24 protein-coding genes and 1 tRNA gene are annotated in these 24,563 nt (G+C 62.8%); 10 read left to right on the top strand and 15 right to left on the bottom strand.

Translation table 11 applies throughout. The features are described from left to right. Positions 1–154: 154 nt before the first annotated feature. The 5 genes from MRBLMC3_RS06450 to MRBLMC3_RS06430 form a co-directional block, all read right to left on the bottom strand. On the bottom strand, positions 155–673 hold the full coding sequence (locus tag MRBLMC3_RS06450; RefSeq protein ID WP_363826820.1) for a hypothetical protein: 519 nt from the start codon (positions 671–673) through the stop codon (positions 155–157). After that, entirely contained in the window at positions 673–1,602 is a 930-nt protein-coding gene (locus MRBLMC3_RS06445) for a phytanoyl-CoA dioxygenase family protein (protein ID WP_363826818.1), read from the bottom strand. The genes MRBLMC3_RS06450 and MRBLMC3_RS06445 overlap by 1 nt, the downstream gene beginning before the upstream one ends. 37 nt (positions 1,603–1,639) lie before the next feature. Beyond that, positions 1,640–2,245, bottom strand: a complete 606-nt coding sequence (locus MRBLMC3_RS06440) for an acyl-homoserine-lactone synthase (protein WP_363826815.1) — start codon at positions 2,243–2,245, stop codon at positions 1,640–1,642. 77 nt (positions 2,246–2,322) lie between these two features. Then, on the bottom strand, positions 2,323–3,126 hold the full coding sequence (locus MRBLMC3_RS06435) for a LuxR family transcriptional regulator (RefSeq protein WP_363826813.1): 804 nt from the start codon (positions 3,124–3,126) through the stop codon (positions 2,323–2,325). A gap of 112 nt (positions 3,127–3,238) precedes the next feature. Next, entirely contained in the window at positions 3,239–3,895 is a 657-nt protein-coding gene (locus MRBLMC3_RS06430) for a S24 family peptidase (protein ID WP_363826810.1), read from the bottom strand. Between the two features lie 646 nt (positions 3,896–4,541). On the opposite strand from MRBLMC3_RS06430, the gene MRBLMC3_RS06425 reads away from it, so the two are divergent. From MRBLMC3_RS06425 to MRBLMC3_RS06395, 7 genes are all read left to right on the top strand, one after another. Continuing rightward, positions 4,542–5,291, top strand: coding sequence for a hypothetical protein (locus tag MRBLMC3_RS06425; protein ID WP_363826807.1), 750 nt, complete (start codon positions 4,542–4,544; stop codon positions 5,289–5,291). Between the two features lie 106 nt (positions 5,292–5,397). Beyond that, a tRNA-Val gene (locus tag MRBLMC3_RS06420) sits at positions 5,398–5,473 on the top strand. 322 nt (positions 5,474–5,795) lie between these two features. Continuing rightward, positions 5,796–6,023 (top strand): zinc-finger domain-containing protein, encoded by a 228-nt coding sequence (locus tag MRBLMC3_RS06415; protein ID WP_133653123.1) that lies wholly within the window; start codon positions 5,796–5,798, stop codon positions 6,021–6,023. Between the two features lie 110 nt (positions 6,024–6,133). Then, a complete protein-coding gene (gene tldD, locus MRBLMC3_RS06410; RefSeq protein WP_363826804.1) occupies positions 6,134–7,576 on the top strand; it encodes a metalloprotease TldD in 1,443 nt (480 codons plus the stop codon). Between the two features lie 55 nt (positions 7,577–7,631). After that, on the top strand, positions 7,632–8,207 hold the full coding sequence (locus MRBLMC3_RS06405) for a DUF924 family protein (protein ID WP_363827020.1): 576 nt from the start codon (positions 7,632–7,634) through the stop codon (positions 8,205–8,207). Between the two features lie 213 nt (positions 8,208–8,420). Continuing rightward, the gene (locus MRBLMC3_RS06400; RefSeq protein WP_133653121.1) at positions 8,421–8,759 is read left to right on the top strand and encodes a P-II family nitrogen regulator; all 339 of its coding nucleotides are present in this window, start codon (positions 8,421–8,423) and stop codon (positions 8,757–8,759) included. A gap of 13 nt (positions 8,760–8,772) precedes the next feature. Next, positions 8,773–10,197, top strand: coding sequence for an ammonium transporter (locus tag MRBLMC3_RS06395; RefSeq protein ID WP_363826802.1), 1,425 nt, complete (start codon positions 8,773–8,775; stop codon positions 10,195–10,197). A 124-nt stretch (positions 10,198–10,321) separates the two neighbouring features. Here the strand turns inward: MRBLMC3_RS06395 and MRBLMC3_RS06390 are convergent, their stop codons facing one another. From MRBLMC3_RS06390 to crtY, 4 genes are all read right to left on the bottom strand, one after another. Then, the gene (locus tag MRBLMC3_RS06390; protein WP_363826799.1) at positions 10,322–11,269 is read right to left on the bottom strand and encodes a phytoene/squalene synthase family protein; all 948 of its coding nucleotides are present in this window, start codon (positions 11,267–11,269) and stop codon (positions 10,322–10,324) included. A gap of 221 nt (positions 11,270–11,490) precedes the next feature. Further along, entirely contained in the window at positions 11,491–12,072 is a 582-nt protein-coding gene (locus tag MRBLMC3_RS06385; RefSeq protein ID WP_363826796.1) for a TIGR00730 family Rossman fold protein, read from the bottom strand. Positions 12,073–12,086: 14 nt separating this feature from the next. Continuing rightward, entirely contained in the window at positions 12,087–13,568 is a 1,482-nt protein-coding gene (locus tag MRBLMC3_RS06380; protein ID WP_363738289.1) for a phytoene desaturase, read from the bottom strand. A 10-nt stretch (positions 13,569–13,578) separates the two neighbouring features. Beyond that, the gene (gene crtY, locus MRBLMC3_RS06375; RefSeq protein WP_363826793.1) at positions 13,579–14,742 is read right to left on the bottom strand and encodes a lycopene beta-cyclase CrtY; all 1,164 of its coding nucleotides are present in this window, start codon (positions 14,740–14,742) and stop codon (positions 13,579–13,581) included. A 75-nt stretch (positions 14,743–14,817) separates the two neighbouring features. Between crtY and MRBLMC3_RS06370 the strand changes: the two genes are divergently transcribed. Both MRBLMC3_RS06370 and dmeF read left to right on the top strand, forming a co-directional pair. Beyond that, complete coding sequence (locus tag MRBLMC3_RS06370) at positions 14,818–15,090, top strand: metal/formaldehyde-sensitive transcriptional repressor (protein WP_363738285.1); 273 nt, start codon at positions 14,818–14,820, stop codon at positions 15,088–15,090. Further along, positions 15,087–16,094 (top strand): CDF family Co(II)/Ni(II) efflux transporter DmeF, encoded by a 1,008-nt coding sequence (gene dmeF / locus MRBLMC3_RS06365; protein WP_363738283.1) that lies wholly within the window; start codon positions 15,087–15,089, stop codon positions 16,092–16,094. The genes MRBLMC3_RS06370 and dmeF overlap by 4 nt, the downstream gene beginning before the upstream one ends. A 247-nt stretch (positions 16,095–16,341) precedes the next feature. Here the strand turns inward: dmeF and MRBLMC3_RS06360 are convergent, their stop codons facing one another. The 4 genes from MRBLMC3_RS06360 to MRBLMC3_RS06345 form a co-directional block, all read right to left on the bottom strand. Continuing rightward, positions 16,342–17,526 carry an NAD(P)/FAD-dependent oxidoreductase gene (locus MRBLMC3_RS06360; protein WP_363826790.1) on the bottom strand — a complete coding sequence of 395 codons (1,185 nt, stop codon included), beginning with the start codon at positions 17,524–17,526 and terminating at the stop codon, positions 16,342–16,344. Then, positions 17,526–17,954, bottom strand: a complete 429-nt coding sequence (locus MRBLMC3_RS06355) for a TIGR01244 family sulfur transferase (protein ID WP_020820263.1) — start codon at positions 17,952–17,954, stop codon at positions 17,526–17,528. Before MRBLMC3_RS06355 ends, MRBLMC3_RS06360 begins: the two co-directional genes overlap by 1 nt. Before the next feature lie 268 nt (positions 17,955–18,222). Then, entirely contained in the window at positions 18,223–19,995 is a 1,773-nt protein-coding gene (gene recQ / locus MRBLMC3_RS06350; protein ID WP_363826788.1) for a DNA helicase RecQ, read from the bottom strand. Between the two features lie 40 nt (positions 19,996–20,035). After that, positions 20,036–20,350, bottom strand: a complete 315-nt coding sequence (locus MRBLMC3_RS06345) for a hypothetical protein (RefSeq protein ID WP_166666358.1) — start codon at positions 20,348–20,350, stop codon at positions 20,036–20,038. A gap of 94 nt (positions 20,351–20,444) precedes the next feature. Between MRBLMC3_RS06345 and MRBLMC3_RS06340 the strand changes: the two genes are divergently transcribed. Continuing rightward, positions 20,445–21,569 carry a serine hydrolase domain-containing protein gene (locus MRBLMC3_RS06340; RefSeq protein ID WP_363826785.1) on the top strand — a complete coding sequence of 375 codons (1,125 nt, stop codon included), beginning with the start codon at positions 20,445–20,447 and terminating at the stop codon, positions 21,567–21,569. Between the two features lie 239 nt (positions 21,570–21,808). Here the strand turns inward: MRBLMC3_RS06340 and MRBLMC3_RS06335 are convergent, their stop codons facing one another. Together MRBLMC3_RS06335 and MRBLMC3_RS06330 are read right to left on the bottom strand one after the other, a co-directional pair. Continuing rightward, on the bottom strand, positions 21,809–22,597 hold the full coding sequence (locus MRBLMC3_RS06335) for a PhzF family phenazine biosynthesis protein (RefSeq protein WP_363738277.1): 789 nt from the start codon (positions 22,595–22,597) through the stop codon (positions 21,809–21,811). Between the two features lie 93 nt (positions 22,598–22,690). Continuing rightward, the gene (locus MRBLMC3_RS06330; RefSeq protein WP_363738275.1) at positions 22,691–24,469 is read right to left on the bottom strand and encodes an SLC13 family permease; all 1,779 of its coding nucleotides are present in this window, start codon (positions 24,467–24,469) and stop codon (positions 22,691–22,693) included. Positions 24,470–24,563: the final 94 nt, after the last annotated feature.

Genomic DNA, 24,563 nt, shown 5'->3' with positions numbered 1-24,563 from the left:
GGCATAGGTTAAGTGCGCCGGGCAGCGATCGACCGAGGCCCGCTATGTTCGACGTCAAGGTGTTGGATAAGGATGCAGAGCTGGCGGTAATCGCCAAGGAGATCGAGGCGAATCTTGTTCGCCTCGATCAGTTGGGAATGTGGCAAGCCAGCGCTTATCTCAGTATGGCGGTTGCAGCATTGCCGGGACATTCGGCTCCCCTTCCCGAATGGGACCATAACCCCAGCAGTTGATCGATCTTTTCGTCCCATTCTGCCGTCAGGCTGATGTATAATCGCCGCTGATCCAAATGGTCCTTCGTCCGAATGACGATGCCACGCGATTCCATCACTTTCAAATGACGGAGGGCGGTGGTGGCAGGAACCGTAGCAGCGATACAAAGGCTTGAAACGCTCACTCGTTTAGGGATCCTGGCGTTCACAAACAGGTCGAGCATCATATCCCAGACCGGGTCGCTGAAGAGGTCAGCGCCAAGCAACCTCTCCCGTTCGCGGCGTCGTTTGATGATCGTTTGCGCAAGCATCATGCTATTCATAGGACGGCCATCGACGCTCTCCGTGGAAAGCGATCGTCCCTCTCCGACCCGCGACTTCAGCTTTGCAACGAATTCGTCGGCCAATTTCTCCAGGTCGCTTTTCGTGCCGCTCCAGTGCAAGGGCAGTTCCTGGCCCATCAACGCCCTCCCGTCGGATACGGCGCCCGAGTGTTCCTTTGCTGCGCCCTGTACTCAGAGATAAGTTCGATCTGGTCGGGACGGAGCGCATCGACGGGCTGCAGATGATCCGGCACATCGTCGTGCAACAGGATAGACGGACATCGCCCTTCATAGTTACCGAGGTTCGGCCTATGCTGCTGGTATCCGACCAATGCGGCGAGGTCGGGTGAAAAATCGCGCGCTACCTCCGGCGGATAAGTGAGCCACTGGTTTTCATAGGGCTTCAGCCATCCAAGGCTGTAGCTGACGATCAGCCCCCGTCGGATTTGGTCACTCTGGTTTCCTCCAGCCCCATGCAATGTCGACCCAAGGAAGATAAGAGCGGAACCGGGAGTGATTTCCGGCTGGATCGCCTCATCATCGGCTAAAATCATCTCTCCCTGCTTTTTGTGGCTGTCAGGCCATATGACCGTTGCGCCATTTTCTCTTGTGTAGTTGGTGGTCGGCCACATCACATTGACGAGATATTCGATTTCGCCCTTCGGACCCTGCCACATGTCCTGATCACGATGCGGCACCTGCACCGGTGAGTTGGGATGCACCTCTATGGCCTGAGTAAGATTGAGTTGGATGACGTCGCAATATGGCTGAAGAATTTCCTGCACGATCGCCATGATGAGCTCTTGCTGCACCAGCTTGGCCACGTGGGGAGAGCGAATGAGCAGGCGGCCGAATCTTTTCGTGGTAGTTCCGTAAAAAGGTCCGTCACAGAAAGGCGTATCATCGAAGCGCCGTCGCAGCTGAAGGTTCAGATCCGCCATGGTTCGCGCATCAATCAGATCCGGAACGACGACGTAGCCGTTTGCCCTTAGGCTTTGAGAATAGACCGAAGTCAGTTCGTCGAGGCGCGCGCCATCGGCCGCACCGATGCTAGTCGGTGAGTACATAACTTCTTCCTTTTGGGTGAGGTTTCGCGGCCTGCGTTTAAAGGCCGAGCTTCAGGCCGGATGTGGCATAGGTGCCTGCACGGCGCAGTAGATTGATCGTTTCAGGCGCAATGTGGATTTGGAGCGAACCGAGTTGCGATTTGCCCATGGACCTTGGAAGACCCAGGGGAGAACAGTGCCAGCCGAGCGCAAGGATTTGTGTCAGCCAGCCCATTTCGGCGACGCCAGTGTAACTCGTGATGCCCGTCAGCAGCCCATATTCCACAAGTGCGGTTGCCAAGCGGTTGCGAACCTCGCGACGGCCGCCGGCACGAAGTTTGGGGGAAAGACACAGCCGGGTAATCTCTCTGATTGAAGGCCCCCGGGGCACGGGAACGTCACACAGTTCCGGAAAGATGTCGCCGAGAATGTGGGGACGGTCGGTTCTCAATAATCGAACGGACCCGAGATGTTCTTTTGTTTGAGGATCAGAAACAATAAAATATTCTGCATAATCATCATCAAATTGATCTTGCTCTATAAGATCGTTGTAAGGAATATCCCATTTTAGTATGTCAACGAAAACCCGCTTTCTGTCGCGAAACATTGAAAATATTTCGTCCGGAAAATGAGATTTATTATCAATTTTGACTACATTTAACATTAATTCCTCCGCAATGGAGGCTCTTTATTTCCAAAATGGAGAATTATAAAAACCCCCCTAAAGGGGGGAGGGGAAGATCAAAGCAGATCCGACAATGCTATTTGCCCGTCATGCACTACGCGAAGGACCAACTGCATTCGACGCGCAACGCCGTACCGTTCTCTGGCAGTGTTCATATGCTCAGTGACGGTATCCTCTTTAATGCCCAGGATGGTCGCTATCTCCCAATCGGACTTGCCTCTTCCCGCCAGAAGGATGCAGTCGAGTTGCCGGGGGCTCAGGCTGATGCGCTCATGAGTCTTAATGGACCGCGTTGCCTCAAGAGCTAGGTTTCGGGCCATCTGGAAGGCGAAGGCGCCGATCAACTGTACCGTTCCCATATGTTCACGCGGTAGCGATTTTCCTGTGCGTACAGCAAAGCTGCAGGAACCATTGGCCTCTCCCGGCAGATTGGCGGGGACAGTGATACCATCTCCCAGCCCCTCATCCGCGGCGCTGGCCAGCACTGCTTTATGTTTTCTGCTCAGGTTGATCATCTCTGGGACGTCAGACCAGGCAAAGGCCAGATTGGTCGCATAGCTCGCGATATGGATGGGATCCCATGAATAGAGTTGCTGGGCGAGAAACCTCTCAACCCAAGGCCGAGGGTAATTTTCCAACCTCACAGAAGCGGCACCGTTGACGCTGAGCCTGTGATCTACATGATGAATCAAGGCGTAATAGTCGAAGCTCATATCCTTCGCTGTCGCCTCAAGAAGGCCGGCGAGATCCTGAAGGGTATCCAATGCCTTTGCGCGCTCTACAAACTCTTGAGCCATTCTAAAGCTCTGAGCGGCAGCCAGGCTGTCGCCCATATCAAACATCGGACGAGCACGACCCACTTAGTTCCCCCTAGCCTATCTAAGATAGTTAATGCCAAGGAGTCATATGTGAAAAGGTATAGGAAAATCCTATACAAAATTGACATTCTGCTGTGGATTTTTACCGCATCGGTCAGCGGCGCCGAAGCTGGCGGGCGAACCAGACTACGCGGCCAACGATGATCATTTGGTCCAGGGCAACGTCAGGCCAGCGGGGATAAGTGGGATTATCGCTGCTGACGCAAAGCTGACCGCGACGCGGCCCAAGAGTGAGCCGTTTTACCATCAGCACCCCATCCATGCGAAAGACATAAAGCCCTTCTCGTAACCTTTCAGCACCATCGTCATGGTCGATCATGATCTCATCACCGTCGCAAAGGGTGGGAGTCATTGAATCGCCTTCAACGCGAATGATCGACACGCGGCCAGGCCTGACGCCGAGCTGTCGCAACCATCGATCATCAAAGCTGATACTGGAACTTGGCTGCTCGACTGGATCAATCGCCCCGGCACCGGCTGATGCGCCCAATGGCAAAACAGGCACGGAACACATTCTTTGTGGCCGCCTCTCGACTGAGGCACAGGGCGCTGGCCCGCCGAGCAACTCTTCAGAAATACCGAAATATTTGGCAAGGATGCGGCGGTCATTCTCGCTAAGCTTCCGAGGCGTGCCCCGCCGTATGAATTGGTGGATGTAGGCAGAATTCCGGCCAATGAGCTCAGACAGACCCGAGTAGCTTTCTCCGCGCGCAGCGATCAGCGCTTCCAGGTTCTTGCGGACAGGATCCATCTCTACCGAATGCCTCTCTTTAAAATTCAGCGCGACTAACAGATGTTGTACACTCCGCCGATATCCTTGAGATGAATGGATAAAGTATCGGCTCGAAATCACTCGCCGCGCTGCAGCCCCGAAAATCGCGCTTTTCCCCCCACCTCGCCCGCGCACTTTTCATGTCCCTTTTGATGCAGTCACACGACACCCTTGCCGGCGGCCTAGATGCTGGGCGGAATGCAGGTCGAGATGGGCAATTGAATGATGCGTTTTGATGCAGCTGGCGGCCTTTTCGAGCCGGCTACGGAAACAAGAAATTCGCGCAGATCGGCACCAGCCACGGAGGGTGGGGGCGGGAGAGCGCAACATGCGTCACCATCCCGTCCATATAAATTGCAACACACTGATAATGCTTTATTTTCTTGGTTGCACCCAAGGTGCAACCAGCCTTCACCTTGCCCCGCGAGAAACGCAACAGCCGCAGGAAACCTAGCTTTTTCAGAGACCAAATGTTGCATTTTCAAAATGTAATCTGGTTGCGTCAATGTTGCATTGAAGATTGCGCCAAAAACCACAGAAATCCGCCGATGTTGCAGATGTTGCATTTTTTCCGATACCCGCCTCATGATACCGGCGACCGTCGCTGAGAATGGAAGTTCCCATCTTGAACGAAGCAGAAATTCCGCCGCTTGCAGATTTGAAGCTGGTAGCAGCATCCCTTGACGGTGATGCCCGGTTTGAAAAACTGAATGCAATGATCCGAAGCGCATCGGTCGCTCAGTCCTGCCATAGTGATTTGGCTGAAGCGGCCCACACGATTGAGGCGCTGGAAGAGCTGCTAAAAAGCCCCCGAAAGAAAGGCAGCACAGTTCGATCAACTACGGAATGCGCGCTGCAATTCAACGCTATCTCGCTCTATACACGCGCCACTGCGACTGCTGCGAAGCATGGGGAAAGAGGAGCGATCCAAGTTAGGGGCAAACTGTCGCCCCTTGCTCAAATCGACCATGATATTGTCGTCGGAGCGCGCAATAGGGCAATTGCCCACGTTTATTCCGAAGAAGCTATCGGGGAGAGAATTTGGCACCGTGATCATCTGCTAGTTCAAAAATTCGACGATGGGTGGGTGCCTCTTGGCTACACCAATCGGGTCCAGGTGGATCGGAACATGATCAATCGATTGACCACCCTGGTCCCTGTTGCCCGCGAAATTGTGAATGCCGCATTTCAGAAGCGGGTGAAGGCGATCATGAACCTGATGAACGACAACGTTGTGCCTGAAGCGGTCTTCCAGGCTGCGAGGGTCGACCCTCTTCTTTTTTATGGCAGCAGAGAGGAAGCCATGCGCGCCGCCCACGGAAGACATCTGGGGCAAGTCCACGGCTTCGCTCGCGGTTTGTCGCTTCGGGAATAGTTCGGGACTCTCAGGTCCGCGCTGTTCCGTTCGTTGCCATTACGTTCCGCAAATGTGCGCTTGACCGTCCCGCAAAATCGCCTAGAAGCGCCGGAATTCCCTTCGGGGGCGATTAGCTCAGTTGGTAGAGCGTCTCGTTTACACCGAGAATGTCGGCGGTTCGAGCCCGTCATCGCCCACCATTTTCTTCCATTTGAAATATCTGTTCCCGTCCGAGCAACAATGACGTAGGATCAGGCACTTAAGGAATGCTTGGGTAGGGCAACTGACTCATGTCTCTCACGCTTGTCTTCAGCGGTACGATAGCGCCTTTGCTGCTGATCCTCTCGCCCGTTTCACTGTCTAAAGCGCGCGATTGCGTGAATTGGGACGCACTGGCAAAGGCGGTGGACATTGCGATGGAAAAGCCCTGCCCGAAAAAGAGGCCCCGGCTGCCCTTGATGTGAAAAGCCCGTGCGCCACGGATATTGCGGCGCAACGCGAGCGCTGCTAATTGGTGGCGCCATGATCCAGCCGCCTGAAATCATCCGCGTCACCAAGCCCCGTGTCTCCTGCGACGGTTCGGGAGATATTCCCGCCGCGCTGGGCCATCCGCGCGTGTTCCTTGAAATCGACGAGCATGGCTATATCGATTGCGGCTATTGCGACCGTCGCTTCGTGCTCGTAGGCAGCGCGGCGGACACGCCGGAAATCGCCGGTTTGCCGGATATTCCATCGGGCGCCAGCCTTTAATCCTGGCAGGCGCGCTCCTGCAAAGGCAGGAGCAAGCCATAGCCGGATCTCTGTCGTGAGCGCCAACAAATCGGTTGGGCTTGCGACTTGCCGCCCCTATATCGGACAGCATGACCGATGCTGTTCCCCAGTTTACCGATGCCCGCGGCCTGCTTTATCGCCCTGGCCTGCTTGATCCCGACGGCGCGCGCCGCCTGACCGCAGAAGCGCTGAAGGGCTGCGACGATGGCGAGCTTTACCTACAATATCGGGCGAGCGAGAGCTTCGGTTTCGATGACGGTCGGCTGAAGACAGCTGATTATTCCACCGATGCGGGCTTTGGCCTGCGCGGCGTTTCCGGGGAGATGACCGGCTTCGCCCATGCCAACGACATCAGCGAAGCGGCGATCCGCCGGGCGGCCGAGACGCTGACGCTGCTCGATCCCGCCAGCGGCCAGCCGGCCCCCCCACCGCAGCGCACCAACCGCCACCTCTATACCGACGTCAATCCGTTGGAGATCGTGCCCTTTGCCGAGAAGGTGACGCTCTGTGCCGCCATCGACGCTGCCGCGCGCGCCCGCGATCCCCGCGTCGCGCAGGTCTCGGTCAGCCTGGCGGGAAGCTGGTCGGTGGTCGAGATCGTGCGCGCCGACGGCTTCACCGCGACGGACATCCGCCCGCTGGTGCGGCTCAACGTGTCCGTGATCCTGGAGGAGAATGGCCGCCGCGAGACGGGGGTGTTCGGCATTGGTGGCCGTTATCTCTATGACGAAGTGATGGCCCCCGCAATCTGGAACCGGGCGATTGACGAAGCGCTGGCGCAGGCTCGCGTCAACCTGCGCTCCGTCGCTGCTCCCGCGGGTGAGATGACCGTGCTGCTGGGGCCGGGATGGCCGGGCGTTCTGGTGCATGAAGCGATCGGGCATGGGCTGGAGGGCGATTTCAACCGCAAGGGCACCAGCGCCTTTTCCGGCCGGGTGGGTCAGCGGGTTGCGGCTCCGGGCGTTACCGTTGTCGATGACGGCTCAATCATGAGCCGGCGCGGCTCGCTTTCCATTGACGATGAGGGCACGCCGACGCGGGAAAATGTGCTGATCGAGGATGGCATCCTCAAGGGCTATATGCAGGACCGGCTGAACGCCCGGCTGATGGGCGTGGAACCGACCGGAAACGGTCGCCGCGAAAGCTATGCCCATGCACCGATGCCACGCATGACCAACACGTTCATCAAGGGCGGGAATGACGATCCGGAGGAACTGCTGAGCCGTATGAAGTCGGGCATCTTCGCCAAGAGCTTCGGCGGTGGGCAGGTCGACATCGTATCGGGCAAGTTCGTCTTCTCCTGCACCGAGGCCTACAAGGTCGAGAACGGCAAGCTGGGCGATCCGATCAAGGGCGCGACACTGATCGGCGATGGGCCGACCGCGCTGACAAAGGTGGTTGGCGTCGGCCATGACTGGGCACTGGACGAGGGGATCGGCATGTGCGGCAAGGCGGGGCAAAGCGTCCCGGCCGGCGTCGGCCAGCCGACGCTGCTGATGGAGGGACTGACCGTCGGCGGCACGGCGACCTGAGCCGCTAACGCCATGGGCGGAGGAACCCTTGGCGGGGTCGGTCTTTATTTTCATGATGAACATGCTGACCGACAGCCATGATGCCGTGACCGCGGACTGGGCGGCTGCTTTGCTGGATTTCTGGTTCAACCAGATCGGCGAGCAGGGCTGGTGGAACCATGATCCAGCGCTGGATCGAAGCTGCAAGATGCGGTTCCACGCACTGTGGGAAGAAAAGCGTCACGTGCCCGCGGAGGAATTTCTGGAACGGGCCGACGATGCGTTGGCGGCAGTGCTGTTGTTCGACCAGTTGCCGCGCAACATGTTCAGGGGATCAGCGGCCGCCTTTTCGACCGATGCACTCGCGCGGGCGGTGGCGCGTGGTGCCATCGCCCATGGATACGACATCCAGATTGGCGGAGCGGGGCGGCTGTTTTTCTACATGCCGTTCCAGCACAGCGAGGCTTTGGACGACCAGATATTGTCGCTCAGCCTGTTCGAGGGAGCGGGGGATGAAAAATCCCTGGCTTTCGCGCAGCAGCATTACACCATGATAGAGCGCTTCGGTCGCTTTCCCCACCGCAATGCGGCGCTGGGCCGCGTGGATGCGCCCGGCGAACAGGAAGCGATCCGGGAGGGCGGCGCCTGGTAAGGCGCATGCCTCTGACCCACCATCGGCCGGTCGCGACGGCGGCCCGACGCCGATGACCCCTGTGCCTAAAATTTAAGCAGGGCTGCAATGCTGCCCATTTTTTCAGCGCCCCATATTGCCGCACTTCCGCAAAAGCCCGCATTAACCCGACCTTCGCGAATTGGCACGGCCCTTGCTGAGGATGTCGCCGCACACCAATAACAGGGGGGCGACATGAAACTGGTCATGGCAATTATCAAGCCGTTCAAGCTTGACGATGTCCGCGAGGCACTTTCCTCGCTCGGCATCGCCGGCATGACGGTCAGCGAAGTGAAGGGCTTCGGCCGCCAGAAGGGGCAGACCGAAATCTATCGCGGCGCTGAATATTCGACCAACATGGTTCCGAAGATCAAGGTCGAGGTGGTCTGCGACGACGACCTCGCACCGCGCGTGATCGAGGCCGTTCAGGCCGCCGCGAATTCCGGCGCCATCGGCGACGGCAAGATCTTCGTACTCGATGTCGAGCAGGCGGTGCGCATCCGTACCGGCGAAACCGGCGAAACCGCACTGTAAGAAGGGGGACTTAATGACCTTTTCCAAAAAGCTCTGCGGCGTGATGGGGGCGGTCGGCCTGTCCCTGCTCGCAGCCGCACCGGCGCTCGCCGCGCCGATCAAGGCGCCAGACGCCGCCGCCATGGCCGGCATGGTCAACAAGGGCGACGTCGCCTGGATGCTGGTTTCTGCCGCACTGGTGCTGATGATGTCGGTTCCGGGCCTGGCCCTGTTCTACGGCGGCCTGGTCCGCACCAAGAACATGCTGAGCGTCTTGATGCAGGTGTTCATGATCGTCTCCGTCGCCGGCCTGGTCTGGTGCTGCTGGGGCTATTCCATCGCCTTCACCTCCGGCGGCGACAATCATTTCTTCGGCGGGCTGTCCAAGGCCTTCCTGATGGGTGTCGACGGCACGACCTATGGCGCGACGTTCAGCAACAACGTCTATCTGCCTGAATTCGTGTTCGTGGTCTTCCAGATGACCTTCGCCATGATCACCCCGGCGCTGATCGTCGGCGCCTTCGCGGAGCGCGTTAAGTTCTCCTCGCTGATCGTGTTCGTCGTGCTGTGGCTGACCTTCATCTACTTCCCGATGGCCCACATGGTCTGGTACTGGGCCGGCCCGGACTTCCTGGTTGATACGCCGACTGATGCCGGCCTGCTCTGGAGCTGGGGCGCACTCGACTTCGCGGGCGGCACCGTGGTGCACATCAACGCCGGTATCGCCGGCCTGGTCGGCGCGCTCATGATCGGCAAGCGTGTCGGCTTCCCCAAGGAACCGATGCCGCCGCACTCGCTGACCATGACGATGATCGGCGCCAGCCTGCTGTGGGTCGGCTGGTTCGGCTTCAATGCCGGCTCCAACCTGGAAGCCAATGCCGTCACCGGCGTTGCCTTCATCAACACCATGGTCGCCACCTGCGCGGCGGCGGTGAGCTGGTCGCTGGTCGAGCAGGTCCACCATGGCAAGGCCTCCCTGCTGGGCGCCGTCACGGGTGCGGTGGCAGGACTCGTCGCCATCACCCCTGCGGCTGGCTACGCGGCCCCGATGACCTCGATCGTGCTCGGCTTCGTCGTGTCGCCGATCTGCTACATCTTCGTGGCGTTCGTGAAGGGCAAGGTCGGCTATGACGACAGCCTGGACGTGTTCGGCGTGCACTGCATCGGCGGGATCGTCGGCGCCATCGGCACCGGCATCGTCGCGGCTCCCTCGCTGGGCGGCCAGGGCGTGTTCGACTACACCGTCTTCCCGGCGGCCTTCCATCCGGAGGCCTACAGCATCCCGGCCCAGGTCTGGATCCAGGTCAAGGCGGTCGTCTTCACCCTGCTCTTCTCGGGCATCGGCAGCGCGATCCTCTACTTCATCATCGACAAGACGATGGGTCTGCGTCCGAGCCAGGAAGCCGAAATGGAAGGTCTCGACCTCTCCAGCCACGGCGAGCGGGCCTACAACTACTGAGATTGGCAGGGCGGGCCGACACGCGAAAGGCCCGCCCGCCTCACCTTGTTCCTCCTGCGAACATCCCTGGGGACCGATGCGCAAGTATCGGTCCCTTTTTTTGCCCGTCAGCTTCTTTTGCCTGTCAGTTCCGGGGCCGGGTCCACAAGGATGCCGGACGCTCCTGCGTTGCGGACCAGCGGCGGGCACGGCCCGGCACCTGGAGCCCGGCGCGGAAGACCCAGCCCAGCTTGTCGCCCTTGGGCGTGGTGACGCGATGGTCCCAGGCATGCTCGCCGCGGCGGGCCACTTCGCGGGCGATGTCCCCATAGATGCCAGCGGCGGCAAGCACCGCCCAGGCGGAGCGTGGCGGCAATGCCCCCGTGCCATGGCGGGCGCTTTCCTCATGAACGGCGGCCATGTCGGCCAGCCGGCGGGCCAGGACGGCAAGGCGTGGACGGGCCCAGGGTTTCATGTGCTCGCCGGGCGGAATGTCCATTTCGACGAGCCATTCTTCCGGCAAATAGCAGCGATCGGCGGCCTCATCTTCGCTGATGTCGCGGGCGATATTGGCAAGCTGGAAGGCCAGGCCCAGATCGCAGGCGCGGTCGAGCGTCGCCTCATCACCAGGATCGACGCCCATCAGGATCGCCATCATGCAACCCACCGCGCCCGCGACATGATAGCAATAGCGCAGCATGTCCGCTTCGCTGCGGGGGCGCCATTCGCGGGCGTCCAGGGCGAAGCCTTCGATCAGGTCATGGGCGTAGCGCTCCGGAATCGCGCATTCCCGCATGACCAGGCCGAAGCCGTCGAAGGCCGGATCGCCCGTCGGTTGGCCCCGAAGCGCCGAGCCGGTGAGCGCGCGCATGCTGGCAAGGCGTGCCGCGCCGTCGGCGACGCCGCGCATCGTGCCGCCATGATCCTGTCCGTCCGCAATATCGTCGCATTTGCGGCACCAGGCATAGAGCAGCCAGGCCCTTTCCCGGGTTCGACGGTCGAACAGCCGAGAGGCGAGGGCGAAGGATTTGGAGCCTCGGGCGATGCTCTCGCGGGCCTGGACGATCAGGGCGGCGCGGTCGAGAGCTGCCATGCTGCCTGCGGAAGGGGTGGGCGGAGGGCTTGGGTCCATGGTTTCGGACATGCCCTGCCCCAGCGCCCGCGTCGAGTCACTTGCCCCGTCGTGACGCAAGTCGGAAGGGCATTAGAGCGGGTTTTGATCTGATTGAATCAGCTCGCCGCTCTGGATTCCTTGTTTCGCGCGATTTCCTGACCAGCGATCGGGTCCGATCGCCTGGAAATCGCTCTAGGAGTTCACAGCCGATCAGCCTTCATCGCAAAGATGGTTTCATGCGGCTGATAGGCGGCCATCCTGTCGAGCAACGCCTCGATCGCATTGGCATGGATCAGTATATTGGCGTGCTGCGCGCGGATGAAGCCCGCCTCCACCATATGCTGGTTGAAGGCTATGAGCTGGTCGTAAAAGCCCGCGACATTGAGCAGGCCCACAGGCTTCCGGTGATAGCCGAGCTGGGCCCAGCTGATCGCCTCCCACAATTCATCCATCGTGCCGACGCCGCCGGGCAACGTCACGAAGCCGTCCGACAGGTCGGTGAAAAGCTGCTTGCGCTGGTGCATGGTCTGCACGACATGCAGTTCCGTGCAGCCGCGATGGGCGACTTCGGCGCCGACCAGCGCCTCGGGAATCACGCCGATCACTTCACCGCCGGCTTCCAGTGCCGCATCGGCGACCGCCCCCATCAGCCCAAGCCGGCCGCCGCCATAAATGACGCCTATGCCCCGTTGGGCCAGAGCGCGTCCCACATGGCGGGCCGCATCGACATGGGCCGGGTCCACCGGCGTGGCCGAGCCGCAATAGACAGCCAGTCTCTTCATCAGTCCTTCACCCCTCAGGCCAGGTCTTCCAGCATCAGCGCGGCGGTCGCCTTGGCGCTGCCGACGACGCCGGGGATGCCCGCGCCCGGATGCGTTCCCGCCCCGACCAGATAGAGGTTGGGAATGACGTCGTCGCGATTATGCGCGCGGAACCAGGCGCTTTGCGTGAGCAGCGGCTCCAGGCTGAACGCACTGCCCAGATGCGCCGACAGGTCGCGGCGGAAATCAGGCGGGGCATAGTGGAACTGCGTGACGATGCGCGAACGGATGTCGGGAATCAGGCGATGCTGGATTTCGTCCAATATGCGTTCGGCATAGACCGGCGCGAACCGATCCCAATCGATCGGCAGCTTGCCCATATGCGGCACCGGGGCGAGCGCATAGAAGGTCGAATGACCCTCCGGCGCCATGCCGGGATCAGTGACGGTCGGATGATGCAGGTAGAGAGAGAAATCCTGCGGCAGGACGCCATGGTCGTAGATATCGGTCAACAGCCCCTCATAGCGGGGGCCGAACAGGATCATATGGTGCGGTATGCCCGGCCAGCTCCCCCTGATGCCGAAATGCAGCACGAACAGGCTGGGCGACCAGCGTTTGCGGGCGAGTTTCTCTGCCTGCTTCTCGCCCCGGGGATGATGGCCGACCAGGTCCCGATAGCTGTGCATCAGATCCGCGTTGGAGGCGACGGCATCCGCCTCCCCGCGCCAGCCCGAAGCGGTGCGCACGGCAACCGCGCGATCGCCATAGGTTTCGATCTGCACCACCGGATCGGCCAGACGCAGCGTGCCGCCCAGCCGCTCGAAATGCGTCGCCATCGCCTGGACCAGGCGGTTGGTACCGCCCTTCGCGAACCAGACGCCGCCATCCTTTTCCAGCTTGTGGATCAGGGCATAGATCGAACTGGTCCGCAACGGATTGCCGCCGACCAGCAGCGTGTGGAAGGACAGCGCCTGACGCAGCTTCTCATTCTTCACATGGGAGGAGACGACCGAATAGACCGAGCGCCAGGCCTGATGCTTCGCCAGCGCGGGCGCGGCGCGGACCATGGATGCGAAATCGAGAAAGGCGACGGAGCCGAGCTTGCGATATCCCTCCTGATAAACGCCGTCGGCATAGTCGAGGAAGCTCTCATAGCCCGCGACATCCTCCGGGTTCAGCCGGGCGATCTGGGCGCGGAGCGCAGTCTCGTCATTGGAATAGTCGAAATTCGTCCCGTCGCGCCAGTTGAGGCGATAGAAGGGCGTGACGGGAACCAGATCGACATCCTCTGCCATGTCGTGGCCGGACAGGCGCCACAACTCGCCCAGACAGTCGGGATCGGTGATGACGGTCGGGCCCGCGTCGAAGACGAAGCCGTCCTTTTCCCACATATAGGCGCGGCCGCCCGGCCGGTCCCGCGCCTCGACGAGTACCGTGTCGATTCCCGCGGACTGCAGGCGGATGGCCAGTGCAAGGCCGCCAAAGCCAGCACCGATGACGATTGCTTTCCGGTTCATCGGGGTGGGTTCATCGGGCGGGAGGGCTCAGCAATGCGCGCATGGCGTTCCTTATGGGCACGGGGGGCCGCCCGCACAAGATGCGGATACGGTCCCGCAGCGTCGAGCGGCCCGCATAGAAGCGGCCGATCAACGCCGGATCGAGGCGATAGAAGCGCTCGAATATGCGCCGGCGTTCCGTCGGCCGGGCAGCACCGAACAGCATACGGCCAAGCAGGCGATAATAGAGGCCCTGTCGCCAATGGTCCTGCGCCCAGCCGCGTGTGGCCTGGGCCAGAAGCGCGCCCTCCAGCGGCCATTCATCGACCAGCCGCAGCGCGAAACGCACCGCATCGGGCAGGGAATAGCCGGTCATTGGCTGGAACAGCGCCGCCCGCGCGCCCAGCCGCGCGACCGGGTCCTCCTGCGGCCAGAAGCGATCAAAATCGCCGCCATGGACGACGGGAAGGACGCCGCTCTCGCTGTGGACGACCGCCTCCACCTGCCAGCCCTGTGCACGCGCATAGGTGGCGATCCGCGCCTGGAGCACGGGCAGGTCGAGGTCGGGCGCGTCGCTGTAATAAGTATCCTCGACAAAGACCGTCCTGTCGTCCCGGGGCAGCAGATAGACGAAGCGATAGCCGTCCAGCTGATCGACGGTCGCGTCCATGATGACCGGGCGGGCAAGCCCGTGGGGGACTTGCAGACGCAGGGTCTGGCCGATGAATTTCTGCCAGCCGCAGCGCAGCGCCGAAAGATCCCCACCTCCCCGCGCATCCAGCACCGCTTTTGCGCGGATCACGCGGCCATCGGCCAGAGTGACGCTGACCGGCGTCAGTTCGGCTGCCTCGGCACCGGTCAGCACGGCATTGCCGAGCGTCCGGCGGACATGGCTGTCCAGCCGTGCCGAGGTGATGCTGTTATAAGGCACGGCAAGCCCGCGACAGTGGCCGGGAAAGCGGACCTCATAGCCCTCCGCCCAGCGATGGGCGATCAGCGGTTCGACCAGCCAGCGATCCCGGCTGTCCACATCGCTGTCGAAAAAGGACCAGATATGATTGCCGCCCAGCCTGTCGTCGCTTTCCAGAAGGCACAGCGAAACATCCGGGTGACGCGCGGCGAAGGCAAGCGCGGTCAGGCTGCCCGCAAGGCCGCCGCCCACTATCGCCAGATCATATTCCACCCCGGTCGTCATCGCACCCTTGTTAGGGGCTGGGCGGGGAAATGCACGGATTGATTTCCGGCGCAATATAGTATAGGGGGGTATCCTATGCATATCGTGGCGGATCGGGACAAGCTTTTGGCGCGGGTGCGCCGCATCGCCGGGCAGATCGGCGCGGTCGAACGGCAATTGTCGGGCGATGCGGGTTGTTCGGAAACATTGCAGCTCGTCGCCTCCGTCCGGGGCGCTGTCGGCAGCCTGATGGAAGAACTGATCGAGCAGCATATGCTGGAACATGTCGCCCGGCCCGGCATCAGCGACGAAGCGCGACAGGCCGCGGCGGAGGAAATGCTGGCGCTGATCCGGCGTTACGGGAAATGAGCATGCATGACGATCATGGGGGCCATGGCCACCACCACCATCCTCACAATCCCGACCATGGCTATCCGTCCGGCGCGACGGACGATGGCGAGCAAAGCCACTATTTCGACCATATCTACCTGACCCGCGGACATGACGAGAATGCCCGCAAGACGATCTGGGTGGTGTGGCTGACAGCGGCGACCATGGTGGTCGAGATCATCTTCGGCTGGCTGACAGGGTCGATGGCGTTGCTGGCCGACGGCTTCCACATGGCGACGCATGCGGGCGCGCTGGCGGTGGCGGCGGCGGCCTATGGCTATGCCCGGCGGCATGCGCGCAATCCCCGCTATACCTTTGGTACCGGCAAGGTGGGCGACCTGTCCGGCTTCGCCTCCGCGCTGATCCTGGCATTCACGGCGCTGTTCATCGCGGTCGAATCGGCAATGCGTTTCTTCGAGCCGGTGAAGGTCGCGTTCGGCGAAGCGACGCTGGTCGCGGTGATCGGCCTGGTCATCAACCTGATCAGCGCCCTGCTGCTGGGCCACGACCACAGCCATGATCATCGGCATGATCATGGGCATGAGGGGCATGGGCATGACCATGATCATGGCGGCAAGCATGCCGACAATAATCTGCGCGCCGCCTATGTGCATGTGCTGACCGACGCATTGACGTCGGTGCTGGCGATCGGGGCGCTGCTGGCCGGGCGCTATATGGGCTGGTGGTGGCTCGACCCTGCCGTAGGCCTGCTGGGTGCGGTGGTGATCGCGCGATGGGCCTGGGGGTTGATGAAAGATACCGCCGCAATCCTGCTCGACACCGCCGAACCGGCGCTGATGGAGCGGATCAAGGCATTGGCGGAAGCGGAAGGCGCGACCATCCGCGATCTGCATGTCTGGCGCATCGGGCCGCATGCCCATGCCGCGATCGTCAGCCTTGCCCCCGGCGCGGATGTCGCGGCCGTGCGCCGTCAGGTCCGTGCCTTGCCGCGCATGGAGCATGTGACGGTCGAGTGCGGATAGGATCGCCTCCGAACCTCTCTCCGCGAATTGCAGTCTGAGCCGAAAGGCAGAGGAGGCCATCGAAGCCGCGGAGCAGGCGAACCCGTCCGAAGAAAATTCTCCGTAGCATCTTGAAACTTAAATGGACCCTCCTATTTCTGCGCTGTCCCGGCTTTCTCCCCCCTCCCGCCGGGACACCCCCCCTCTTTGCGGCCCCGGCGTCCCTTGCGCCGGGGCCGCTTTTGCTTCGCTCGAATGGAAAACCGCTTCAGAGATATTGGGCGGCCACCCAGCCGCTGGCCCAGGCCCATTGGAAATTATAGCCACCCAGCCATCCGGTGACGTCGACCGCCTCGCCTATGGCGTAGAGGCCGGGGAGATGGCGCGCCTCCATCGTCTGTGACGACAGGCCGGCGGTAGAGATGCCGCCAACAGTGACTTCCGCCTTGGCGAAGCCTTCCGTGCCGTTGGGCGTGAAGGACCAAGCGGAGATGCGGCGTTCGATGTCCTGGAGCTTGCGGTCGGGAACATTGCCGAGGTCGCCGGCGAGTGCCAGCCGCTCCGCAAGTGTATCTGCCAGACGGTCGGGCAGGCAGGCGCGCAGGCTTTGCGCCAGCGTGACGCGCGGCCTGCTCCGCTTCACCTCCGTCAGCCAGCCTGGCGATTGATCGGGCAGGAAATCGAGGATGATCGCCTCCCCATGCCGCCAATAGGAGGAAATCTGCAATATGGCCGGGCCGGACAGACCGCGATGGGTAAGCAGAGCGGCTTCGCGGAAGGCGGCCTTACCGTAGCGCGCCACGACTTCGGTCGAGACACCCGAAAGGGAACGGAACAGCAGTTCTTCACCGCCCAGGGTGAGGGGAACAAGCGCCGGGCGGGGCTCCACCACCTTGAGACCGAATTGGCGGGCGAGGTCATAGGCGAAAGCCGTCGCGCCGATTTTCGGGATGGAGGGACCGCCCGTGGCAATCACCAGCGCGGGGGCGGTGGCGGTCCTGCCGCCATGGGTGACGCTGTACCGGCCGTCCGCGTGGCTAACGGCGGCGATGGCGTGGCCCAGCCGCATGGTGACGCCGCCCGCTTCGCATTCGGCCAGCAGCATGGCGACGATCTGGCGAGCACTCTGGTCACAGAAAAGCTGCCCCAGCGTCTTTTCATGCCAGGCGATCCCATGGCGCTCGACAAGTCCGAGGAAGTCCTGCGGCGTGTAGCGGCGCAGCGCCGACTTGGCGAAATGGGGGTTGGCCGACAGATAGCGGTCAGGCGCGGTGTGGATATTGGTGAAATTGCAGCGGCCGCCGCCGGAAATCAGGATCTTCTTTCCCGGCTGGTCGGCATGGTCGATGACGAGGATGCGCCTGCCCCTCTGCCCCGCCACGGCCGCGCACAGCAAGCCGGCGCCGCCAGCGCCAAGCACGATGGCGTCATAGGTTTCCGCTGCGGGCGCCATCAACCGGCGGCGAGCGCGTCCATGATCTGGCGGACCGGGGCGACATCATAGCCGGCCGACGCGGCCTGTTCGGCAAGGGCGGCGGGATGGTCGCCGGCGCGGGCGCGGGTCAGCGCCCAGAGCAGGGTGCTGCGGGTGCCAGAGCGGCAATAGGCCAGTATCTTGCCCTCCCCCGCCTGTTCCAGCGCAGCGGCCATGCCGTCGAGCTGCCACGGGGCGAAGCCGCCATGGGCCACCGGGACGGCAGCATAGGCGATACCCGCGGCCTTGGCCGCAGCCTCGATCTCCGCGCCGTTGGTCTGGCCCGGTTCCTCGTCGTCGGGGCGATTGTTGATGATCACCGTCACGCCCAGCGCCTTGGCCTCCGCCACCTGATCGACGCTGATCTGTGGAGAGACATAGAGGCTTTTGGTAAGCTGGCGGAACATGGGCGGAACTCCTTTGCGGGTCTCCTTGCGCTTGTGGGCTACGGGATTCAAGGGGGTATGCGCTAAGGAGCACCGTGCTCGGCGCGAAGGCGGGAGCGCGGAGCGGGTTTCAATCTGATTGAATCAGATCGCCGCTCTGGTTTCCTTGTTTGCCGCGATTTCTTAACCAGCGATCGATTCCGATCGCCCGGAAATCACTCTAGTTCAGACGGCAGGACTGGGCTCCCGCCTTCGCAGGAGTACGGCAGTTAATCCTTATCTTGTTCGATCAAAGATAAGGCCGGATCGCCGCGAGGAAGGCGTCGCCATAGGCGTCGAGCTTGCGCTGGCCTATCCCGCTGATGTGCCCCAGTTCGGCCAGGTTCGTCGGGCGTTGCTCCGCCATTTCGCGCAGGGTTGAATCGTGGAAGATGACATAGGGCGGCACGCCCGCTTCCTGCGCCAGTGCGCGGCGGCAGGCCCGCAGCGCGTCGAACAGCGGATCGCCCACCGGATTTTCGGCACTGCCGTTGCGGGCGCTCTTGCGGCGGCGCTCCTTGCGGGGCGGCAGGATCAGGCTGACCTCCTCCTCCCCACGCAGGATCGGGCGGGCGTTGGGGCCGAATTCCAGCCCGCCATGCTCGTTGGTCTGGAGCGCGTCCCGGACCAGCAGGGCGCGGGAGACGGGACGCAACAGCGCCATCTCCTCCCCTTCGACAATACCGTAGACCGATATCTTGTCATGGCCCCGCTCACGGATCCTGTCGCTGACGGCGCCGGTCAGCACCTGCTCGATATGGCTGACGCCAAAGCTCTGGCCGGTGCGATAAACAGCGGACAGGAATTTGCGCGCCGTCTGCGTCGCGTCGATGCTGGGCGGCGGGTTCAGGCAATTGTCGCAATTGCCGCAGACAGGCGGCGGATTTTCTCCAAAATGACGGAGCAATATGGCCCGGCGGCAGGTGCCGGTCTCGACCAGCCCGCCCAGCGCGGTGATCCGGGCGCGTTCGCCCTGCTGGCGCAGCGGGTCGAGTTCGCCGATTCGTTGGCGGGCGCGGGCGAAATCGTCGGCGCCCCAGAAGAGATGCGCTTGCGCCGGTTCACCATCGCGGCCTGCGCGGCCGGATTCCTGATAATATCCCTCGATCGACTTGGGCAGCGCCGCATGGGCGACGAAACGGACGTCAGGCTTGTCGATCCCCATGCCAAAGGCGATGGTGGCTACCATCACCATATCCTCGCTGGCGATGAAGGCAGCCTGGTTGGCGGCGCGGACCTGCGGGTCGAGACCGGCATGATAGGCACGGGTCGGGCGGCCTGCCCTGCCGAGCGTCTCGGCCAGTTTCTCGGCGGCGGCGCGCGTTGGAGCATAGACGATGCCGGGGCCGGCCTGGCTGGCGATCAGTTCGGAAAGCTGGCGCGGCAGACCATCCCTTGGATGGACGGCATAGCGGATGTTGGGCCGGTCAAAGCCCGCGATGATCAGGCCGTCACCGGGAATGCCGAGCTGGACGAGAATATCGTCGCGGGTGTGATGATCGGCCGTGGCGGTCAGCGCGAGGCGAGGAACATCGGGAAATTCGTCCAGCAGCGGGCGCAGCAGGCGATAGTCCGGACGGAAATCATGGCCCCATTCGGATACGCAATGGGCCTCGTCAATGGCGAAGAGCGCGATCTTCGCGGTGCGCAGCAGGTTGCGGAACCCCTCTCCGCTCGCGCGTTCGGGCGCAACGTAGAGCAGGTCGAGATCGCCATTGCGCAGCCGGTCCTGCGTTTCGCGCCAGTCGGTATCGACGCTCGTCAGGCTGGCGGCGCGGATGCCGACCGCCTGCGCGGCGCGAAGCTGGTCGTGCATCAGCGCGATCAGCGGCGACACGACCACGCAGCAACCATCCAGCGCAACTGCGGGAAGCTGGTAGCAGAGCGATTTGCCCGCGCCGGTCGGCATGATCGCCAGCGTCGGCTGGCCCGCCATGATGCGCCCCACCACCTGTTCCTGCACGCCCCGGAAACCGGGAAAACCGAAAATATCGTGGAGGAGGGTCGGGATGTCGGGCCGCATGGCGGACGGCTCTAACGGCTCAACGGGTGGAGGGCCAGCCTTAGGGTTCCAGCAGGCATCCCCAGCCGGGCTGGTAGCGCGCGGTGCGGGACGCGAGCAAAGGCACCGCCGCGCTGACCGATCGCGTTTCGGGCAGGTCCTTCAGCGATACGGCCCACATGCCCGGTTCCTTGTCCCCCTTGCAGCTTTCCATGGAGCGGCCCTCGACATAGCGGCAGGAGCAGGTGACGCGCGCGCCAAATCCTGCGCCGACCTGCGCCCTGGCGCGCAACACGCTCCAGTTCCACGCCAGCAGCACGAGCGGCAATGCCGCCGCCGCCAAGGCCAGGTAAATCCATTTCGGGCGACCGGACATGCACCCCTTCCCCGCTTCCCGCGCTGTGTTCGATACTCCATCCCAGGCCGGCGGACCATTTCGCCGGGCCCGGAAATGCTCTAGGGCGCGGCTTATGAGGCTTGAGCGGAAAAGCGTAAAGCGCCTTGGCGCATGGGGCGGCATTTTGGCGATTCTTGCCATGGCCGGGCTGTGGACGGTACGCGCCGCAGCGGGGCCGGAGCCGGTCTATCATGTCACCGGCGATTCGGATGCCGATGCCGCGGCCCTGCGCGCCGCCATCGACCCGCTGTTCGAGGATGCGGTGGGCGAAACACGGGCGCTGGTCGTCATGCACGACGGCGAGATCGTGGCGGAGCGCTATGCGCCCGGCTATGCGCCGCAGACGAAGCTGCCGTCCTGGTCCCTGGCCAAGAGCGTGACGGCGGTTCTGATCGGGCTGATGGTGTCGGACGGACGGCTGGCGCTTGACGCTCCCGTGCCTGTCGCCGCCTGGGACCAGCCGGGGGATCCAAGGGGCCGCATCACCCTGCGGCAGTTGCTGGCGATGACGTCCGGCCTCGATCATGTCGAGGACAGGGAACCGCTGGCGGAGGCCGACACGATAAGGATGCTGTTCACCGACGGTGCGCAGGACATGGGCGCCTTTGCGGAGGCGAAGCCGCTCGCCCATGCGCCCGGTACCAGCTTTTCCTACTCGACGGGCAACAGCATCATCCTGGCCGACCTGATGGCACGCATGCTGACCAACAGCACCGATCCCGGGGTGCGGCGGCGGGCGATGCAGATGTTCATCGACGGGCGGCTGAAAGTACCGGCGCGCCTCAACAGCCTGACGGTGGAATATGATGCGGCCGGGACGATGATCGGCGGCAGCTTCATGCATATGACGGCGCGCGACTATGCCCGATTCGGGGAATTGTTGCGCAATCAGGGACGCGGCGTGGCGGGCCATCAGATCGTGCCGGAAAAATGGGTCGACCATATGCGGACGCCATCGCCGCGCAATGCCGCCTATGGGGCGCATCTTTGGCTGAACCGCGACAGCGAGGAAAGCGCGCTGATGCCCGGCCGGGCCCCGCGCAGCCTGTTTGGCTGCGTCGGGCATGGGGGGCAGTATATACTTGTTTCCCCATCCCAGCGCCTGACGATCGTGCGGCTGGGCATGTCGCCCGACAAAGAGGAGCGCGACGCGCTCAAGGCGGGGCTGGCGAAGCTCGTCGGGCTTTATTCGCGGTGACGGGGGAATGTCCCAGCCTGGACAGAAACAGGTTCAGCCGCAGTCGATCCATACCTCTCCAGAGCGCATTGCGTTAGATTCGAGTCATGCAGCGCGCTCTATGGTTTTGATGTCGCATCGTTTTTGCGCACGATACTATAGAGCGGGTTTTGATCTGATTGAATCAGCTCGCCGCTCTGGATTCCTTGTTTGCCGCGTTTTCTTGACCAGCGATCGGTTCCGATCGCCTGGAAATCGCTCTAAAGCAGGAAATTCCCTTCGATCACCGTCCGGCAAGCGCCGGTCAGGATCACCCGGTCCCCTGAAAGCTGGCAGAGCAATCGCCCGCCGCGCCGCGAGGCCTGGAAAGCGGTGAGCCGGACCCGGTCGAGCCGCCTGGCCCAATAGGGCGTGAGCAGGCAATGGGCCGAGCCGGTGACGGGATCCTCGTCTATGCCGGCGCCGGGGACGAAGACGCGGCTGACGATGTCGCTGTCCTCCCCAGGGGCCGTGGCAATCAGCAGGATGGGCCCGGCCTTCTTCAGCGTCGCGAAATCCGGTTCCAGCGCATGGATCGCCGCGGCATCGCGATAGACGAAGATCGCATAGCCCCCTTCGCGCCAATGGCTTTCCAGAACCTCCCCGCCCATGGCTGCCGCCAGTTCCGGCAGCGGTTTGGGCTCGGTGGGCCAGGCGGGAAGAGAGAGGGCATAGCCGTCCCGATCACGCGATACGCTGAGGACGCCCGCCTGTCGCGTTCGGAAGCGGATGGCGGTGCGTCCGGCCATCAGCACATGGCCGCTGGCCAGCGTGGCATGGCCACAGAGCTTCACCTCCACCGCCGGCGTGAACCAGCGCAGCGCATAATCCGCCTCTGGATCATCGGGCGTGGGTACGGTGAAGGCCGTCTCCGACAGGTTGTTTTCCGCCGCTATCGCCTGGAGCGTCGCATCCTCCAGCCACCGGCCGAGCGGCATGACCGCAGCCGGATTGCCGGTAAAGGGCGCGTCGGCGAAGGCGTCGACCTGAATGATGGGCAGGCTGGTCACGGGTAATCCTTTGTTCCGACGCCCATCATGACCGTGCGTCCGGCGTCGGCATAGGGCCGATCCGGCGAAAATGGCTTGGCGCGGCCTGGTGCCTCACGCCAGCAGGACGAGCGTGGTGCACACCGCCAGCCCGACGATGAGATTGAGCGGAATCCCGATCCGCACGAAATCGGAAAAGCGATAATCGCCCGCTGCGTAGACCAGCGCGTTGGTCTGATAGCCGATCGGCGTGGCGAAACAGGCCGACGCGCCGATCATCAGCGCGATCACCAGAGGGCGCGGATCAGTGCCCAGCTGGTGGGCCAGCGCGATCGTCAGCGGCGTGAGCAGCGCCGCGACCGCATTGTTGCTGAGCAGTTCGGACAGCAGCAGCGCGAAGAAATAGATGAGGAACACCAGCGACCATGCCGGCGCGGCGGCGAGCACCGGCTTGATCCATCCGACCATCAGTGCGACGCTGCCCGCCTGTTCGAGCGCCAGCCCGACCGCCAGCATCGCGAAGATCAGGATCAGCACGTCGCCGTCGATCGCGGCCCAGGCTTCCTCCGGGTCGATGCACCGGGTGACGAGAATCACGCCCACCGCGAGGAAGGCGGCGAGGCCGATGCCGACGAGGTTGATGGCCGACAGCAGCACAACCGCGGTCAGGGCAAGGATCGCGATCCATGCCTTGCGCGGACGGAAGGCGCGCGTGCGGCTGATGTCGACGCCGATCAGATGGGCATTGTCCTTGAGCGAGCGGATGCTGTCGTCGCTGCCCGCGATCAACAGGCGATCGGCGCCCCGCACACGGGTTTCGCCAAGGTCGGGGCCCGGCAAGTGGCGCGCCCGGTGAATGCCGATGATCCGCACGCGCAGCGCATGGAGGAAGGAAATGTCGATCAGCCGTTCCCCGATGGACGGATGGCTGGGGGCGATCATCGCTTCGATGACCGTGCCGCCGGCGGGCGTCTCGGACGCGGCGGCCAGGCCGATGTCGAAGTCACCGGAATCGCGCAGGGTCATGATCATCGCGCCGTCCGCATGGACCAGCAGGCGATCGCCGGCGTGCAGTTGTTCCGCCTCTATTCCCCGGCGCCGTATCTCCCCCGCCCTCTTGAGGCCAAGAAGGCTGGCGGAACGGCCGAAGATCGACAGGGAGCCGATAGTGCGGCCGATCAGGTCGCTGTCCCGCGAGACGATGAGTTCGGTCAGATAATCCTGCACATTGCCGCCATTCTCGCCCGCGATGGAGGGCGGGTCGCTGGGCAGCAGGAAGGACAGCCCGGCCAGTGCAGCGACGCCGGCGCCCACCCCTGCCAGCCCATAGGGTGTGATGTCGAATATGCCGAAGGGCGCCATACCCTGGTCAGCGGCGATGCCCGCGACGATCAGGTTGGTCGATGTGCCGATCAGCGTCATGCAGCCGCCCAGCACGGCGATGGCGTTCATCGGGATCAGCAGCTTCTTGACCGGATAGCCGGTCGCCTGCGCCAGCTTGAACATGATCGGGATCAGCAGGACCACGACGGGCGTGTTGTTGAGAAAGGCCGAAAGGACGACGGTGCCGAGCGTGACTTCGGCCAGCACCAGCCGCGGGTGGCGCTGGGCACGGGCCATGACCAGGTCGGCGACGCGGTTGATCGTTCCGGTGCGGATCAGCGCGCCGGAAAGCACGAACATCGCCCCCACCGTCAGCGGCGCACTATTGGAGAAGACGGAGAACAGGTCCTTTTCGTCGAGCATGCCCAGCAGCGCGAAGGCGCAGGCGCCGACCACCGAAACGACGGTGGGGGAATAGCGTTCGCGCACAAAGGCGACGAACATCAGCGCAAGGATGACAAGCCCGATCTCCGCGCGATAGACGCCGATCAGCGCGGTGATGAAATGCATGCGTCTTGTGCCCCGGATCGCGTTTTCGCGCGCTGCATCAACGAAATGGGCCAGCCATGGTTGCATGGCTGGCCCGTGTTCGCGGCTGAAGGGG

This window comes from Sphingobium sp. LMC3-1-1.1 (assembly GCF_040676285.1).
In the GTDB taxonomy this organism is placed as follows: domain Bacteria; phylum Pseudomonadota; class Alphaproteobacteria; order Sphingomonadales; family Sphingomonadaceae; genus Sphingobium.
Note: the sequence above shows the minus strand (reverse complement) of the source record. Positions and strands in the feature narration are given on the sequence as shown.

What these genes read in the sequence shown, in the direction of transcription:
- MRBLMC3_RS06450 (WP_363826820.1), bottom strand. Translation starts at nt 673, where the DNA reads ATGGGCCAGGAACTGCCCTTGCACTGGAGCGGCACGAAAAGCGACCTG.
- MRBLMC3_RS06445 (WP_363826818.1), bottom strand. Translation starts at nt 1,602, where the DNA reads ATGTACTCACCGACTAGCATCGGTGCGGCCGATGGCGCGCGCCTCGAC.
- MRBLMC3_RS06440 (WP_363826815.1), bottom strand. Translation starts at nt 2,245, where the DNA reads ATGTTAAATGTAGTCAAAATTGATAATAAATCTCATTTTCCGGACGAA.
- MRBLMC3_RS06430 (WP_363826810.1), bottom strand. Translation starts at nt 3,895, where the DNA reads ATGGATCCTGTCCGCAAGAACCTGGAAGCGCTGATCGCTGCGCGCGGA.
- MRBLMC3_RS06415 (WP_133653123.1), top strand. Translation starts at nt 5,796, where the DNA reads ATGATCCAGCCGCCTGAAATCATCCGCGTCACCAAGCCCCGTGTCTCC.
- tldD (WP_363826804.1), top strand. Translation starts at nt 6,134, where the DNA reads ATGACCGATGCTGTTCCCCAGTTTACCGATGCCCGCGGCCTGCTTTAT.
- MRBLMC3_RS06405 (WP_363827020.1), top strand. Translation starts at nt 7,632, where the DNA reads ATGAACATGCTGACCGACAGCCATGATGCCGTGACCGCGGACTGGGCG.
- MRBLMC3_RS06400 (WP_133653121.1), top strand. Translation starts at nt 8,421, where the DNA reads ATGAAACTGGTCATGGCAATTATCAAGCCGTTCAAGCTTGACGATGTC.
- MRBLMC3_RS06395 (WP_363826802.1), top strand. Translation starts at nt 8,773, where the DNA reads ATGACCTTTTCCAAAAAGCTCTGCGGCGTGATGGGGGCGGTCGGCCTG.
- MRBLMC3_RS06390 (WP_363826799.1), bottom strand. Translation starts at nt 11,269, where the DNA reads ATGGCAGCTCTCGACCGCGCCGCCCTGATCGTCCAGGCCCGCGAGAGC.
- MRBLMC3_RS06385 (WP_363826796.1), bottom strand. Translation starts at nt 12,072, where the DNA reads ATGAAGAGACTGGCTGTCTATTGCGGCTCGGCCACGCCGGTGGACCCG.
- MRBLMC3_RS06380 (WP_363738289.1), bottom strand. Translation starts at nt 13,568, where the DNA reads ATGAACCGGAAAGCAATCGTCATCGGTGCTGGCTTTGGCGGCCTTGCA.
- crtY (WP_363826793.1), bottom strand. Translation starts at nt 14,742, where the DNA reads ATGACGACCGGGGTGGAATATGATCTGGCGATAGTGGGCGGCGGCCTT.
- MRBLMC3_RS06370 (WP_363738285.1), top strand. Translation starts at nt 14,818, where the DNA reads ATGCATATCGTGGCGGATCGGGACAAGCTTTTGGCGCGGGTGCGCCGC.
- dmeF (WP_363738283.1), top strand. Translation starts at nt 15,087, where the DNA reads ATGAGCATGCATGACGATCATGGGGGCCATGGCCACCACCACCATCCT.
- MRBLMC3_RS06360 (WP_363826790.1), bottom strand. Translation starts at nt 17,526, where the DNA reads ATGGCGCCCGCAGCGGAAACCTATGACGCCATCGTGCTTGGCGCTGGC.
- MRBLMC3_RS06355 (WP_020820263.1), bottom strand. Translation starts at nt 17,954, where the DNA reads ATGTTCCGCCAGCTTACCAAAAGCCTCTATGTCTCTCCACAGATCAGC.
- recQ (WP_363826788.1), bottom strand. Translation starts at nt 19,995, where the DNA reads ATGCGGCCCGACATCCCGACCCTCCTCCACGATATTTTCGGTTTTCCC.
- MRBLMC3_RS06345 (WP_166666358.1), bottom strand. Translation starts at nt 20,350, where the DNA reads ATGTCCGGTCGCCCGAAATGGATTTACCTGGCCTTGGCGGCGGCGGCA.
- MRBLMC3_RS06340 (WP_363826785.1), top strand. Translation starts at nt 20,445, where the DNA reads ATGAGGCTTGAGCGGAAAAGCGTAAAGCGCCTTGGCGCATGGGGCGGC.
- MRBLMC3_RS06330 (WP_363738275.1), bottom strand. Translation starts at nt 24,469, where the DNA reads ATGCATTTCATCACCGCGCTGATCGGCGTCTATCGCGCGGAGATCGGG.